The sequence below is a fragment of the Crassaminicella profunda genome, from assembly GCF_019884785.1.
Lineage (GTDB): Bacteria > Bacillota > Clostridia > Peptostreptococcales > Thermotaleaceae > Crassaminicella > Crassaminicella profunda.
In genome coordinates, this window is record NZ_CP082326.1 from 176,915 (window position 1) to 192,165 (window position 15,251).

The 15,251-nt window shown below is 31.1% G+C and carries 13 protein-coding genes; 11 read left to right on the forward strand and 2 right to left on the reverse strand.

Features of this window, described 5'->3' with window-relative positions; translation table 11 throughout:
* The first annotated feature begins 265 nt into the window (after positions 1–265).
* The 5 genes from K7H06_RS00865 (at position 266) to K7H06_RS00885 (ending at position 7,473) form a co-directional block, all read left to right on the forward strand.
* Complete coding sequence (locus tag K7H06_RS00865; protein WP_223038104.1) at positions 266–1,039, forward strand: ABC transporter permease; 774 nt, start codon at positions 266–268, stop codon at positions 1,037–1,039.
* On the forward strand, positions 1,027–1,746 hold the full coding sequence (locus tag K7H06_RS00870) for an ABC transporter ATP-binding protein (RefSeq protein WP_223038105.1): 720 nt from the start codon (positions 1,027–1,029) through the stop codon (positions 1,744–1,746). The genes K7H06_RS00865 and K7H06_RS00870 overlap by 13 nt, the downstream gene beginning before the upstream one ends.
* Positions 1,747–1,859: 113 nt before the next feature.
* Positions 1,860–2,828: an ABC transporter substrate-binding protein gene (locus tag K7H06_RS00875; protein WP_223038106.1), complete on the forward strand. Its 969-nt coding sequence runs from the start codon at positions 1,860–1,862 to the stop codon at positions 2,826–2,828.
* Between the two features lie 219 nt (positions 2,829–3,047).
* Positions 3,048–6,047 carry a stalk domain-containing protein gene (locus tag K7H06_RS00880; protein WP_223038107.1) on the forward strand — a complete coding sequence of 1,000 codons (3,000 nt, stop codon included), beginning with the start codon at positions 3,048–3,050 and terminating at the stop codon, positions 6,045–6,047.
* 331 nt (positions 6,048–6,378) lie between these two features.
* Positions 6,379–7,473 carry an endonuclease/exonuclease/phosphatase family protein gene (locus K7H06_RS00885; RefSeq protein ID WP_223038108.1) on the forward strand — a complete coding sequence of 365 codons (1,095 nt, stop codon included), beginning with the start codon at positions 6,379–6,381 and terminating at the stop codon, positions 7,471–7,473.
* 28 nt (positions 7,474–7,501) lie between these two features.
* Here the strand turns inward: K7H06_RS00885 and K7H06_RS00890 are convergent, their stop codons facing one another.
* Both K7H06_RS00890 and K7H06_RS00895 read right to left on the reverse strand, forming a co-directional pair.
* Positions 7,502–8,212: an LrgB family protein gene (locus tag K7H06_RS00890; protein ID WP_223038109.1), complete on the reverse strand. Its 711-nt coding sequence runs from the start codon at positions 8,210–8,212 to the stop codon at positions 7,502–7,504.
* Positions 8,205–8,567, reverse strand: a complete 363-nt coding sequence (locus K7H06_RS00895; protein ID WP_223038110.1) for a CidA/LrgA family protein — start codon at positions 8,565–8,567, stop codon at positions 8,205–8,207. Before K7H06_RS00895 ends, K7H06_RS00890 begins: the two co-directional genes overlap by 8 nt.
* Before the next feature lie 361 nt (positions 8,568–8,928).
* Between K7H06_RS00895 and K7H06_RS00900 the strand changes: the two genes are divergently transcribed.
* The 6 genes from K7H06_RS00900 to K7H06_RS00925 all read left to right on the forward strand — a co-directional run bounded on the left by K7H06_RS00900 (position 8,929) and on the right by K7H06_RS00925 (position 14,986).
* Entirely contained in the window at positions 8,929–9,690 is a 762-nt protein-coding gene (locus K7H06_RS00900; RefSeq protein ID WP_223038111.1) for a DeoR/GlpR family DNA-binding transcription regulator, read from the forward strand.
* A 27-nt stretch (positions 9,691–9,717) separates the two neighbouring features.
* Positions 9,718–11,037 carry a four-carbon acid sugar kinase family protein gene (locus K7H06_RS00905; RefSeq protein ID WP_223038112.1) on the forward strand — a complete coding sequence of 440 codons (1,320 nt, stop codon included), beginning with the start codon at positions 9,718–9,720 and terminating at the stop codon, positions 11,035–11,037.
* A gap of 26 nt (positions 11,038–11,063) precedes the next feature.
* On the forward strand, positions 11,064–12,077 hold the full coding sequence (pdxA, locus tag K7H06_RS00910; RefSeq protein WP_425514931.1) for a 4-hydroxythreonine-4-phosphate dehydrogenase PdxA: 1,014 nt from the start codon (positions 11,064–11,066) through the stop codon (positions 12,075–12,077).
* A gap of 67 nt (positions 12,078–12,144) precedes the next feature.
* Positions 12,145–13,149 carry a TRAP transporter substrate-binding protein gene (locus K7H06_RS00915; RefSeq protein ID WP_223038114.1) on the forward strand — a complete coding sequence of 335 codons (1,005 nt, stop codon included), beginning with the start codon at positions 12,145–12,147 and terminating at the stop codon, positions 13,147–13,149.
* Between the two features lie 60 nt (positions 13,150–13,209).
* Entirely contained in the window at positions 13,210–13,680 is a 471-nt protein-coding gene (locus tag K7H06_RS00920; RefSeq protein ID WP_223038115.1) for a TRAP transporter small permease, read from the forward strand.
* Positions 13,681–13,708: 28 nt separating this feature from the next.
* Positions 13,709–14,986, forward strand: a complete 1,278-nt coding sequence (locus K7H06_RS00925; RefSeq protein ID WP_223038116.1) for a TRAP transporter large permease — start codon at positions 13,709–13,711, stop codon at positions 14,984–14,986.
* Positions 14,987–15,251: the final 265 nt, after the last annotated feature.

The window sequence follows — 15,251 nt, forward strand, 5'->3', positions numbered from 1 at the left end:
TTAGGTGTGGGGTTTTAGAATTGAATGTACCAAAACTTATGAATCTTTGTTATAATGTAGAAGAATCGTATAATTTCATATTTATATAATCTGACTGATGGATTTTATTCATGAGGAGGAAAGTTGTTTTTTAATACTAATTGCAAGGATTTTTCTGAGTAAAAGGTGAGAAAGTGATGATGGGTTAATGGTAGGTCTATATAACTTTCCTTATCTTTTAAGGGGAGTTTTTTTGTTTATTTAATTTGGTTGATGAGGTGTTTGGATGGAAAAAATGAAGGGGTTTATTGTACCTGTAATTATTTTTTTACTATGGTGGATAGGTTCAACATTGGATCTTTGGAATGCTTATATTATTCCATCTCCTGAGAAGGTAGGGAAAGCTTTTATGATTCTTCTTAAAAAGGGGATTTTATTAAAGCATGTAATGGTGAGCTTATATAGAGCTGTGTTAGGATTTATGATTTCTTTTGTAGGAGCTTTTTTATTAGCTATTTTATTATCTCTTAGTAAAAAGCTATTAGTATGTTTAGAGAGAATTTTAGATTTTATGAGGCATATTCCACCTATGGCTTTAATTCCTATGTTGATCTTATGGTTTGGGATTGGAGAAATGTCCAAGCTTGCGGTTATTATATTGGCTACCTTTTTTCCAATATTTTTAAATACTTTAAGTGGAATTATAAATTGTGATTCAAAACTTATTGAAGTGGGGAAAGTTTTTGGTTTTAGTAAACTACATATTTATAGGAAAATTATTTTTCCACAAGCAATGCCATCTATTATGGTAGGGGCACGATTGGGATTTGGATATAGTTGGAGGGCGTTAATTGGTGCAGAAATCATTGCAGCATCATCAGGGCTAGGATATATGATTTTAGATGCAGAGCAATTATCAAGACCAGATATTATGATTGTGGGGATTCTTACCATTGGTATCCTTGGTTCTATGATGGATTATATTTTATTTAAATGTACTAATAGATTATTGCATTGGCATAAGCAGGAACAAAGAGGTGAAATGAATTGGCTCAACTAGTGATCAAAAATCTATCTAAAAGATATTCTATTAAGAATAAAGAAATTATTGCTCTAGACAATGTAAGTTTATCTATTAATGAGGGAACCTTTGTAACCATTGTAGGGAAGAGTGGTTGTGGAAAAACAACTCTTTTAAAAGTTCTTGTTGGCTTAGAAGAAAAAACAGAGGGAGAAATCATGACGAATTGTAAAAATATAGGAATTGTTTTTCAAGAGCCAAGATTGATGCCGTGGCTTACTGTTAAAGAAAATATGGGGTTTTCACTCCTAGAAAGAAATCAAGAGCAGGAAGATTTAGTAGAAAAATATTTAAGGGTGCTGGATTTGTATGATTTTAAGGATGCATACCCCTCACAAATATCTGGTGGAATGGCACAAAGAGTTTCTTTAGGAAGGACACTTTGTTATAATCCAGATATTATTTTGATGGATGAACCTTTAGGTGCATTAGATGCTTTTAATAGAAGAAAACTCCAAAGAGAGATCATAGAATTATTCTTAAAGGAAAAGAAGACCATTATCTTTGTCACTCATGATGTAGAAGAAGCGGCCTTTTTAGGACAAAGGATTATTGCATTAGATCAGGGACGAATCGTTAAGGATATAGCTAATGATTTAAGTTACATAAGAAAAATCAATCATATGGATTTTTTAAACATAAAGGAAGCAATTTTAAATGCTATTTTAAGAAATGAAGAAGAATAAAAAATTCTAAAATAGAGATCAACAGGGTGTGTGTTGAATTTTGAAATCATTTATTTACAAGTGAGAGAAGTAATTTATTTTAAAATATATTAAATGAAGAAAGGAAGAGAATAATGAAAAAATTTACAACGCTTTTATGTATGATCTGTGTTTTGATGTTAGTATTAGCAGGCTGTGGGAATGGTGCAAATGAAGAGGCAAGTGTTTCTGATGAGCAAAATCAAGTGAAGGAAATAAATGTTTCCTATGTTACAGCACCTTTGAATGTACCGTCTATTGTTGAAAAACATGAAAATTTATTTGAAGAAGAGTTTGGCGATATAAAAATCAATTTTCCAGAAATAACGCAAGGCTCTAAAATGACAGAGGCCGTAGCAACAGGAGATTTAGACTTTTGCAATGCGCTAGGAGGCACTTCAGCCATAATAGGAAGGGCAAATGGGGTAGATTTAAAGATTATAGGTACTTATTCAAGAGCACCAAAATGTTTCACCATTATGACAAATAATGAAAATATTCAGTCTGTAAAAGATTTAAAAGGCAAAAAAATTGCAGGACCTAAGGGAACTATTTTACATCAATTGTTGATTTCTGCAGGGAATGAAGCAGGTGTGAGCATGGATGATATGGAATTTATTCAAATGGGCATAGGAAATGGTGTATCTAGTATGATGAGTGGAAATGTAGATGCAGCATTAGTTGCAGGACCAGCAGTGATCAAGGCACAAGAGGGTGGTGCACGTATTCTTAGAAATGGAGAAGGATTATTAGATGCTACGATTGTCATTGGGGCAAGAGGAGAATTTTTAAAAGAGCATCCTGATCTTGTAGAAAAATATATGAATGTTCATGAGAAAGCATTAAAATTCATGGAAGAAAATCAAGAAAAAATGTTTGAAATGGTAGCAAAGGAAAATGGAGTTTCTGTGGAAGATGTAAAAACTATGTATCCATGGTATGATTTTAATCCAACTATTACAGAAAAGGATGTAAAGGAGTTAGAAAAAACACAAGATTTTCTATTCGATAACGGTATGATTCAAGAAAAAATAGATATAAAAACTCTTTTTGTAGAAAAGTAAATAGGATGTAGATGAATCTAGGATTCAGCGTATATAATAAAAGTCATATGTTTTTAGGATAAAGTTACCTAAGAACATGTGATTTTTTTTAATTGATTTAAATAAAGAAATCAATTAAAAATTTAAGCATTGAAAAAATGCTCGACAAAGTATTACAGAATTTTTAATACGATTGTGGTAAAGTGATATTTGGCATATTAGAAAAAAGGGGGAGTTCAATTGAAAATCAAAAGAATAGTAACATTACCAATTGTATTAGTACTTGTATTCAGTATGATGATTAGCCCTATAAGTCAGCATACTGCATATGCTCAAAGTGATAATACTATAAACAAATATCCCAAAGTTAAAAGTGATCATATATTTGATAATCCTACTACAGCGCCGGCTTTAAGGATTGAAGAAATGAATCTAGATGAATTTGGAACAAAAAAGCAAAATTTTCTATTGAAATTAGAAAATGCAAAATGGGCTAAGAATGATAACTTTCATGATAGTACCTTTGAAAAAGAGATGGAGAGTATATGTGATGGATTAAGTGTTACAAAATTAGATGATACTACTGTAGAAGCACAAGTATATAATGATTTATCTAGTCGCCATACTAAATTAAACTTTAAGATACCTATGCTTGTAGAAGTACAGGATGAAGGGGAAGTAAAAGTAATTATAGATTCACGAGATAGTTATTTATCATCTGGAACATATACTTTTGCTATAGCAACAAATTTAGATACAATAACAACGATAGAAGATACAGATGCTTTTAAGGATAATATCGAATTAAAAACGATTGATATAGAAGAAGCAAGTATAGGCTCGTTGCCAATAGAGAATGGAAAAATAAAATTAGAATTACCTGATGGATTTGAATGGACATCAGGAGGTGATATTATAGCAATTTTTGGACTACAAGGAGCAACAGGAGTTGTAAGTATAATTGGAAATACATTAGAAATAACAATGGATTATAGTAAAGCATATAATAGAGATAGACGAGGTGATATTTTTATAAAGGGAGCGTCTATAAAAGCATTACCAGAAGCTATTTCTGGTGATGTAACAGTGAAAGTCAGTGGGGATAATGTAACAGAAGCAGAAATGGTAGTTGCATCTTATGAGAAAGAAGAAGCTATGGCTGAAGTAGAATATCCTGTAAATCAATCAATTGTATATCTAAAAGGAAAGAAAGTAATAACAGATACTCCAAATAAATTGATTGATCAGCATGTATATGCACCTATACGTGCTGTAGCAAAAGGGTTAGGAGTATCATCTTCTGAAATATTCTGGGATGGAAAAACTAAGACAATCTCTATTTTAAGAAAAAATAAAGTTGTACAGTTAGTGATTAGTTCATCTGAGCTGAAAGTAAATGGATTGGTTACAAATATGGATGTATCACCCCAAATGATAGATGGAAGAACCTATATACCAGCGAAATATGTATTTGAAGCTTTTGGTTTTAAAGTATCAGAAGATGAAAAAGCATTAAAGATAATAAATGGTCATGATTCAAATGAAAAAGATAGTAAGATGGAAACAGAGTATCCTGTAGATCAAAGAGTTATATATTTTAATGGAATAAAAGTAATGAATGAGACACCTAATAAGTGGATTAATCAACATATCTATATACCTGTAAACTTAGTAGCAAGAGGATTAGGAAATGTAGAAGTATTTTGGGATGGAGCAACTAAAACAGTCACTATTTTAGGACTAGATAAAGAAGTGAAATGTGTAGTTGGATCATCTGAACTACAAGTCAATGAATCAGTTATAGATATGGGTGTAGCACCAATGATAATCGATGGAAAAGTTTATATACCAGCAAAATATGTATTTGAAGCTTTTGGTTTCAAAGTATCTGAAGATAGTAAACGATTGAAAGCAACAAATGATCCTTCATTTAAAGAAGTTTATACAATCAATACAAAAGATTTTTCACAATATAAACAAAGTGAAGATTTTACATTAGATTTATCCAAAATTACAGTTACAAATTCTGATGGGAATCAAGTAAATAAAACAATTATATTTGTCCCTGAAGAAGCTTTAGCTAAATATGTGATAGACAAAAAAGTAATGAAAATCTCTAAGGATATTCCTGTAGGTGTTTATACTATTACAGCTATACTTGATGAAGATCAATCTATAAAAACAACTTTCAAGCTTACAATTTCTAATAAGCCATCTAATGTAAGTTCTGGAGGTGGTGGAGGTGGTGGAGGCGGTGGCGGCGGTGGCGCTACAGCACCTGATTCAGCAAAAGAAACCACAAAAGCAGTAAAAAAAGCTTTAGAAAATAAAAAGGTAAAAGAAATTAAAATTGAAGTAAAAGCGCCAAAAGGGAAAAAAGCAGCTAAAGCAACATTATCAAAAGATACATTAAAAGATATTATAAAAGCAAATAAACCTTTAACAGTAGCAACAAAGCAAGTTATGCTAACATTTGAACCCGAGGTTTTAAGTACTGAAGGTATGGGAGTTAAAGAAACTGTAGAAATTTCTGCAAAACCTCTAGAACAAAAAGAAGCAAAAGAAATGTTAAAAAAAGCTACAGAAAATAATACAGGGATCATTTCAGTTGGTTCTGAAATATTTGAATTCAGAGCAGAGGTAATGAATGATGATAAAGTAGTAGATTCAATGCATGAATTTAAAAAGTCAGTAGCAATAAGTGTTGATCTTTCTGAAAAGAAATTATTAAAAAGTGATATAGCTAAATTAACTGGAATTAGATATGTAAAAAATAAAGATGGAAGTATTACACCAGTTCAACTAGGTGGGGAATACGACGCCAAATCAAAAACATTTACATTTTATACAGATGAATTTAGTTTCTATGGAGTGGCAATGACAGAAGATGTGAAAGTAATAAACTTAAGTATTGGTAATACTGAGATTACTGTTGATGGTGAAACTACTACAACGGATGTAGCACCAATCATTTTATTAGACCGAACAATGGTACCCTTAAGATTTGTTGCTGAAACATTAGGTGCAAAAGTTGATTGGAATAATGATACAAAGACTGCAAATATCAACTTAGATGATAAAATAGTAAGTGTTACAATTGGCGTTAAATCAAATGGAATGGATATTGCACCAGTATTAGTTGATGATAGAACGTTAGTACCACTTAGATATGTATCTGAAAACTTAGGTGCATCAGTAAAGTGGTTCGAAGATACAAAGTCAATTGAAATAGTTAAATAATTAATGAATACGAAATAAAATAAAGTCATGTAATTTAGGTTAAAAATGCCTAAATTTACATGGCTTTTATTCATTTATAATATTCCCACTTCTATAAGTGGGAGATTGGAAATTTAGTGTCAGGTGAAATAGAGTATTCACTTGAAGTTTCAATTTTTTGCTTTAGAAAAACGAGTTTATTTTATATGTTGTATATGCAGATATAAATGAGAATGATTTATTGTTACTTTACCTACTATTCTATATATAATATAATTGGACTTAACGAGCAGGAGTAACTTTGGCATGTTTATAGATTGCTAGGACTTGTATTGATGAAGGAGAAGGTAAAATGAATATTATGAATGTTGATGTATATACTATTTTGAAAAAAATAAGTATGTGGATAGGAATAATTATTGGAATAGGAATTGTAAGTTTTAGCGTACTTGTCATATATTTAACCATAACAGATTATAAGCCAAAAGAAATTATAAAAATTAATGCAGAAGGAAAACCAGCCTATGAAAAAGGAAATGATCAAATTTCTATGATTACTTGGAATATAGGATATGGAGGCTTAGGAGAAAAAGAAGATTTTTTTGCTTCAGGAGGAAAAAGTGTAAGACCAGATAAAAAGGAAATAGTAGAGAATTATATGAAGGGGATTACACACTTTTTAGAGAATAACAAGGCTGATTTTTATTTTCTTCAGGAAATAGATTGTGCATCAAAACGGAGTTATTATATAGATGAATATAAAGAGATAAAAGATACACTAAAGAAATATCAATCTGTATTTGCTTACAATTATAAAGTAAAATTAGTTCCTGCCCCTTTTCCTCCTCCATTTATGGGAAAGGTTGAAAGTGGGATTGCCTTATTTGGAAAGTATAGTATGAACGATACGATGAGATATCAATTTCCAGGAAAATTTAAATGGCCTGTATATTTAGCTCATTTAGATAGATGTTTTACGGTGAGTCGTGTGGATATTGAGGGAAAGGATCATCAATTGGTACTTATTAATACTCATAATTCAGCCTTTGATAAAGATGCGGTACTTAGAAAACAACAGATGGATTACTTGAAAAATGTGATTACAGATGAGTATGAAAAAGGAAACTATGTAATCGCTGGAGGAGATTGGAATCAGTTGATGCCAGGAATATCGAAGGAATACTTCACTACACATTTAGAAGGATCAGATTGGGTGGTACCTTTGCCACAAAATTGGATACCAAAGGATTGGACCTGGGGATTTGATAAAAATCTTCCAACAGTACGAGCAACAGATACAGCCTATATAAAAGGAGACACTTATTTAACAAGCATTGATGCTTTTTTTATGTCTCCCAATGTGGAATTAGTAAAAGTAGAAGTAAAAGATTTGGATTTTAAATATTCTGATCATAATCCTGTATATATGGAAGTGAAATTGAAATGATGATATAAAATTTGACCTATAATCTCTTTTAAATCATTTGATAATTTTGCATAATAAATATAATATAGGGTGCCACTAAAGCCGTGATTAAACCTGCAAGTCCAATGGATAAACTACTCATTGCCCCTTGTACTTCGCCTTCTTGAAAAGCTCTTGTTGTTCCTAGTGCATGGGTTGTTGTTCCAATGGCAATACCAATAGCAATTTTATTTTTTATTTTAAAAAGTCTTAAAATCTCTGGTGCAAAACAAGCACCAAATATTCCTGTGATGGCTACTAATCCTGCAGTTAGGGAAGGAATACCTCCTAGTACACGAGACACTTCCATAGCAATAGGAGCTGTAACCGCTTTTGGTGTCATGGAAAGTAATATTTTATCATTGGCGCCTAAAAATGATGCCATATATACAACAGAAATAATAGATGTGATAGTTCCTAGTAATACACCAATGGATACTGCTTTTAAATTTTCCTTTAATATTTCTATATTTTTGTAAAGTGGTACTGCTAATACAACTGTTGCAGGACCTAATAAAAAATTCAAAATCTTATTTTGTTCATAATAAATTGAATAATCAATATGGGTTATTTTTAAAAAGCAAATGATGATAATGATCCCAATTAATAAAGGATTTAATGCTGGATGTTTTAATTTTTTATTGATTTGAATGCCTATTAGAAAAGCAATTAGACTTAAACATAATCCAAAAAAAGGATTTTCTATTATGATATTAGTCATCTATATCTACAACCTTTCTATTTACAATAAACTCTACTACTTTACCTGTTATTCCTAATCCTATAAAAATACTTACAATCGTCGGAATAATTATTGCGATAAATTGCCCTTTAATAATATCAAAATATAGCATAATGCCTACGGCTGGAGCTATAAAAAATATTGCTAAGTGATTTAGAAAAAGATTTGCGATTTCTTCTACGTCTTTTAGTTTTATAATACCAGTAATCAAACTAATGAATAATAAAGCCATACCCATTACGTTTCCTGGTATGGGGAGATGAAAAAAATCAGATAGGATTGTCCCACAAAATAGTATAAATATTATAATGGCAAATTGTTTTATCAGGTGCATGTATTGTCTCCTTTCTATAATAGTGAAATTTTTTATCTATTATATCATTTTTCCCTTTAAATATTATCAATTTATTCTAGTTTTGTTTAAATATAATAATAAATTTATTTGTTTAATAATCTTAAATGGATATAGAAGCTTCTATTTTATAACCTATTCGTATGTAGAATAGGTGTTTTTTTATATACTAATAGAATAAAAAAGATTTTGTGATACATTCAAAAACTAAATGGCGACAAAAGTTGACAATGTTTTGAAAATTAGTTATACTAAAATAAATAAACACAAACTAACAAATAATAACTAAAAAAAACAAAATAAACAACAATAAATAACATTAAAGAACAGAGTGGTGGAAATTATGTTAAAAGCAGAAAGAAGAAACTATATTATTCAATACTTAAAAGAACATGGAAGGGTTATAGTAGATGATTTAGCAAAGGAGTTAGATATTTCTCCTATGACTATTCGAAGAGACTTGAAATATTTGGAGGATAATAACTTCATTACAAGGACCCATGGGGGAGCAGTTTTACATGATATGCTCATAGAGGAAGTACCTTATCATCAAAAAACATCAGTGCATATGGAAGAAAAACAGAAAATTGCTGAACATGCAAGTTCATTAATCAAAGAGGGACATACGATCATACTAGATGCTGGAACAACAAATATGGAGATTGCAAAAAGCATAAAAGACATGAAAAATTTGAAAGTGATTACAACAGACTTGATGATTGCACTATTTCTTTCAAAATTCCAAGGGATTCAGGTATTTTGTACAGGTGGTTGTATCCAAAGCACTACAGGAACATGTTTAGGATCAGATGCAAAAGAATTTATAGAAAAGATATATGTAGATATTGCTTTCATTGGAACAAGCTCAGTAGATGTAGAGAAAGGTTTGACTACACCTAGCCTAGAAAAAGCAAAAATAAAAAAGCAAATAATCGATTCTGCTGATGAAGCTATATTGGTAACAGATCATTGGAAATTTGAGAAAAAAGGTTTTGCAAAAATTTGTTCATTAGATCGATTAGATAGGATCATTACAGATAAAGGAATAGATCAACGTATATTAGAGGAAATCAAGAATCTAGGAGTTATAGTGGAATTAGTTTAGTAAATATATTTGCAGAGGAGGTATATTATGTCAGAAATTGTCATCATCGCAGATGATTTGACAGGTGCTAATGCAACAAGTGTTTTGTTATCAAGAGCTGGCTATAGAGCAGCTACATTTTTAAAATTAGATGATTATGATGAAAAACAACATGCTCATTTTAAAGCTATCTCTATTAGTACGGACAGTAGAGGAATATCAGAAGATATGGCATATGAGAAAGTATCATCAATAACTGACTTTTTCAAAGATAAAAAAGTGAAGCTATTTTCTAAACGTATAGATAGTACACTTCGTGGAAATGTGGGAGTAGAGATTGATGCAGTACTGGATCATTTAGGAGATGATGCAATGGCCATTGTAGTAGCAGCTTTTCCATCTTCAGGAAGGATTACTATAGGAGGATATTTAATGGTAGACTCTATACCTTTAGAGAACACAGATGTTGCAAAAGATCCTAAAACTCCTGTTGATACTTCTTGTGTACCTGAATTGATTCAAGAGCAAAGCAAGTATGCTGTAGATTATATTCCATTGAATCAAATTTTAAAAGGAGATAAAGCTTTAAAAGAAAAAATTATTTGTAGTAAAGAAAAAGGCAATAAGATTATTGTAATGGATGCTACAACCAATGAAGATATAGAGATCATTGCAAAGGCTACAAAACAAACAGGATTAAAAGTTATTGCAGTAGATCCAGGACCTTTTACTGCTACATTAACCAAAGAATTTGTAGATAGGCCTAGAATTGTACCAGGACAAAAAGTAATGCTTACTGTAGGAAGTGTAAGTGCTTTAACAAGAAGGCAGTTAGAAGCATTAAAGATAAAACATAAATGCTTATTTAAAACAGTAAATTCTGCAGCACTTATTTATGATGAGACCCGAGAAAATGAAATCAATAAAACTGTGAAGCATTTAATAGATAAAATGGAATATTACAATATTTTAGGGGTTGTAACTACTACAGATGAAACAGAAGTATTAGATTTACATGAAATTGCACAAGAATTAGGTGTTACAGAAGATGATGTAACATTAAGAATTTCAAATGGATTAGCAAGTATAACAAGAAGATTTATGGAAAAAACAGATACGGTTATAGGCGGTTTATTTACTAGTGGGGGAGATGTGACGGTAGCTGTATGTAAAGAGCTTCAATCAGCAGGAATAGAGGTAAAAGATGAAGTATTGCCCTTAGCGGTTTATGGTCGAATGATTAAAGGAAAATATAATCATATGCCTATTATCACAAAGGGTGGACTAATTGGAGAAACCCATGCAATTATCAAATGTGTTGAATATTTGTTAACGAAAGTGTCTACTGAATATCATAAAAATATATAAATTGATAAAAGAAAGGACAGATGCAGATGGACAGAAGTTATATAGGAATTCCAATGGGAGACCCTGCTGGAATTGGACCAGAGATTGTAGTAAAAGCATTAACAAAGGAAAAAATACATGAAACTGTAAAAGCAGTTGTTATTGGAGATAAGAAAACATTAGAACAAGCTATGAAATTTTGTGGTGTAAATTTAGAAATCAATGTAATTGAAGATGTTAAAAAAGGTGATTATAAAAAAGGCATACTTAATTTAATAGACTTAAAAAATGTAGATATTGAAAAGCTAGAGGTTGGAAAAGTACAAGGAATGGCTGGAAAAGCTGCTTTTGAATATATTAAAATGTCTGTTGAGTTAGCTATGGATCAAAAGGTAGATGCTATTGCAACGACACCGATCAATAAAGAAGCTTTCAAAGCTGGAGGTATAAATTATATTGGTCATACGGAAGTTTTAGAGGATTTAACAAACACCAAAGACCCACTTACTATGTTTCAAGTATATGATTTAAGAGTTTTCTTTTTATCACGCCACGTCTCATTAAAAAAAGCTTGTGAAATGACAACAAAAGAAAGAGTTTTTGATTATATTTTAAGATGCTCAGAGGCATTAGAAAGATTAGGTATAAAGAATGGAAAATTAGCTGTTGCAGGATTGAATCCACATAGTGGGGAACATGGATTATTTGGAGATGAAGAGGTAAAGGAAATTTATCCAGCTATTAAAAAAGCACAAGAAGTTGGTATAAATGTAGTAGGTCCAGTGCCTGCTGATTCGGTATTTTATTTTGCGCTAAAGGGTAGCTATGATGCTGTGTTGTCTCTTTATCATGATCAAGGACATATTGCCACAAAGATGGTTGATTTTGAAAGAACTATAGCCATTACAAATAATATGCCATTTTTGAGAACCTCTGTTGACCATGGTACAGCCTTTGATATTGCAGGTACAGGAAAGGCAAGTGAAGTAAGTATGGTAGAAGCTATTCGTCTAGCCGCATTATATGCACCAAATTTCACAAATAAAGTTCTAGCAGATTGATTTAATCATTAGAAATGAAATTTTCTAATGTTAAATAAAAAGATAAAATTATTGAGGAGGTTTATTTATGAAAAGAATGCTAAGTTTATTCATGATTGTTTCAATGCTTTTTGTATTTGTTGGATGTGGGGATAAGGGTGCTAATTCTACTGCAGACAAAGATGAAAAACAAGTAACCACAATACGTATCGCTTATACATTATCTCCAGAATCTCATTATCACAAAGGTTTAGAAAAATTTAAAGAGCTTGTTGCAGAAAAATCTAATGGGCAAATAGATGTACAATTATTCCATAGTGCACAACTAGGAAGTGAACGAGATGCAGTGGAAGGTGTTTCAATGGGAACTTTAGAGGCAACATTATCATCTACAGGCCCTCTTTCAAACTTTTCAAAAAAGTTTATGTTATTTGACTTACCATTTATTATTCAAGATAGAGCTACTGCATTTGAAGCATTAGATGGCAAACTAGGGGTAGATATGTTATCTTCATTAGAAGACAAAGGAATTACAGGATTTGGTTTTTGGGAAAACGGTTTTAGAATGTTGACAAATAGTAAACAAGCAATAAATTCTCCAGAAGATGTGAAAGGATTAAAAATAAGATTAATGGAAAATCCAGTGCATATGGAGACATTTAAAGTTTTAGGTGCACAGCCAGTACCAATGCCTTTTGGAGATTTGTTTACAGCATTGCAGCAAAAAACGGTTGATGGACAAGAAAATCCATTAGTAATTATTGATACAAGTAAATTTTATGAAGTACAAAATAATCTAGCAATAACAGGACATTTTTATTCACCAGCAGTATTCATGATGAACAAAGAATTTTTCAATGGATTAGCACCTGAATTACAAACTGCAATTATAGAATCAGAAAAAGAAGCACGTGTATGGCAAAGAGAATATTGTGCTAATCTAGAAAAAGAATTAGTTGAAACATTAAAATCAAAAGGAATGGAAATCACATATCCGGATAAAAAAGCTTTCCAAGAAGCAACAAAACCTGTTTATGATAAATTCAAAGATGAAATTGGTGAAGATTTGATAAATGCATTACTTAAGAAATAGTTTGTTATTGGCGACTCTTTGATCATCAAGAGTCGCTAAATACCTTAGGAGGTAGATCTTTTGAAAAAAATATTAAATAACTTAGAAGAATATATACTAATTATGCTTTTTCCAATAATGACAATTATTGTATTTATCTCAACTATGTTTAGATATTTTAAATTGGGAGCTATTCCATGGTCAGAAGAACTTGCAAGATATTTGATGGTATGGATTGCTTATATTGGAGCAAGTTTAGGAATCAAAAGAAATGCACATTTAGGTGTTGAAATTGTAGTAAATAAGTTGCCAGAAAAGCTTAAAATCGTTTCTCAATACATTCGAGTAGCTATTATATTGATTTTCAACTTATTAATTATTATATTTTCATATAGAATTATGAAGCATCAAATAAATATGGGACAAATTTCACCAGCATTAGCTATACCTATATGGATGGCATATCTTGCAATACCAGTGGGAGCATTGTTAATGTTTATTCGTTCTATTCAGATAATTATTTATAAAAATAACAAAGTGGTAAAACAATAAGAACAGTTAGAGAAAGGATGGAAATTTAATGGTTCTTTTATTATTTGGAAGCTTATTCGTATTACTTTTATTAAATATACCTATTGCAGTATCTTTAGGGGTATCTTCCATTGTTGCATTAGCATTTGGCAATATGCCAACTCCACCTTTTGTTGTAGCACAAAGAATGTTCACATCTGTAGATTCATTTCCATTCATGGCAATTCCTTTCTTTATGTTAGCTGGAGGATTAATGGAAAGTGGTGGAATTTCAGGGCGTTTAATTAAATTTGCTAAGGCCTGTGTAGGAAGTACTATAGGAGGTCTAGGGATTATTACAATTATTGCTTCTGCATTTTTTGGAGCAATATCTGGATCTAATCCTGCTACAGTTGCGGCTATTGGTGGAATTATGATTCCAGCAATGATAAAAGCAGGATATCCTAAAGATTTTGCTTCTGCTATTGCAGCAGCAGGTGGAACATTAGGTGTTATTATTCCGCCAAGTATTCCAATGATCACATATGGTGTTGTTGCAGGAGTATCTATTAGTACATTGTTTACAGCAGGAATTGTTCCGGGAATTATTATCGGTCTTAGTTTAATGGGGGTTATTTACTATTATGCTAAAAAATTAAATCTTCCAAAAGGAGAGCCAACAAGCTTAAAGAATTTGGTTGTAGCGTTTAAAGAAGCTATTTTAGCATTACTTATGCCAGTCATTATTTTAGGTGGGATATATGGAGGTGTATTTACACCTACTGAAGCTGCTGCAGTGGCAGTTGTCTATGCATTTGTAGTTAGTGTTTTTATCTATAAAGAATTAAAGATAAAAGAGTTAGGTCCAGTAATTTTAAAAGGGGCTATAAGTACTTCTGTTGTATTATTTGTTATTGCAACTTCTGCATCATTTTCTTGGATTATTACAAGTGCACAAATACCAGCAAAAGTAACAACAGCTATAATGGGCGTATCATCAAATGTTATAGTGATTACTACATTGATTAATATGCTTCTACTATTTTTAGGAAGTTTTCTTGAAACACAAGCTATTATTTTGTTGGTTGCACCGATTTTATTACCGCTTACTGCCACATTAGGTATTAATCCTATATTATTAGGAATCATTATTGTTGTTAATACTTCTGTTGGAATGATTACGCCTCCTATGGCTGTAAATCTTTTTGTAGCATGTGGTATATCTGGTTTAAAGGTTGAGGAGATTAGTCGTAAAATAATATCTTTCTTGATTGTAGAAATCGTTATTGTATTATTAATTACAAACTTTCCACAAATAGCATTATTTTTACCACAAGTATTACAATAAATTCATAGCCTGTTGAGTTTTGAATAAATCAGGAATTCCTTTAAAGTGATTGTAATAAAAGTCATGTGATTTTTAGGTCGAAAACGCCTAAATTCACATGGCTTTTATTGATAATGGACTTAGAATTTGTGTAAATATGAATATATACGTAAAAAATCACTTGATTTTAAGATATAATATTTTTGTAGAGAAGATGATGTTAAAAGGGGTAGAAACGGTTACCACTGTTGAAATTTAAATTATAAAAGTTAGGGGGGGAAAATGA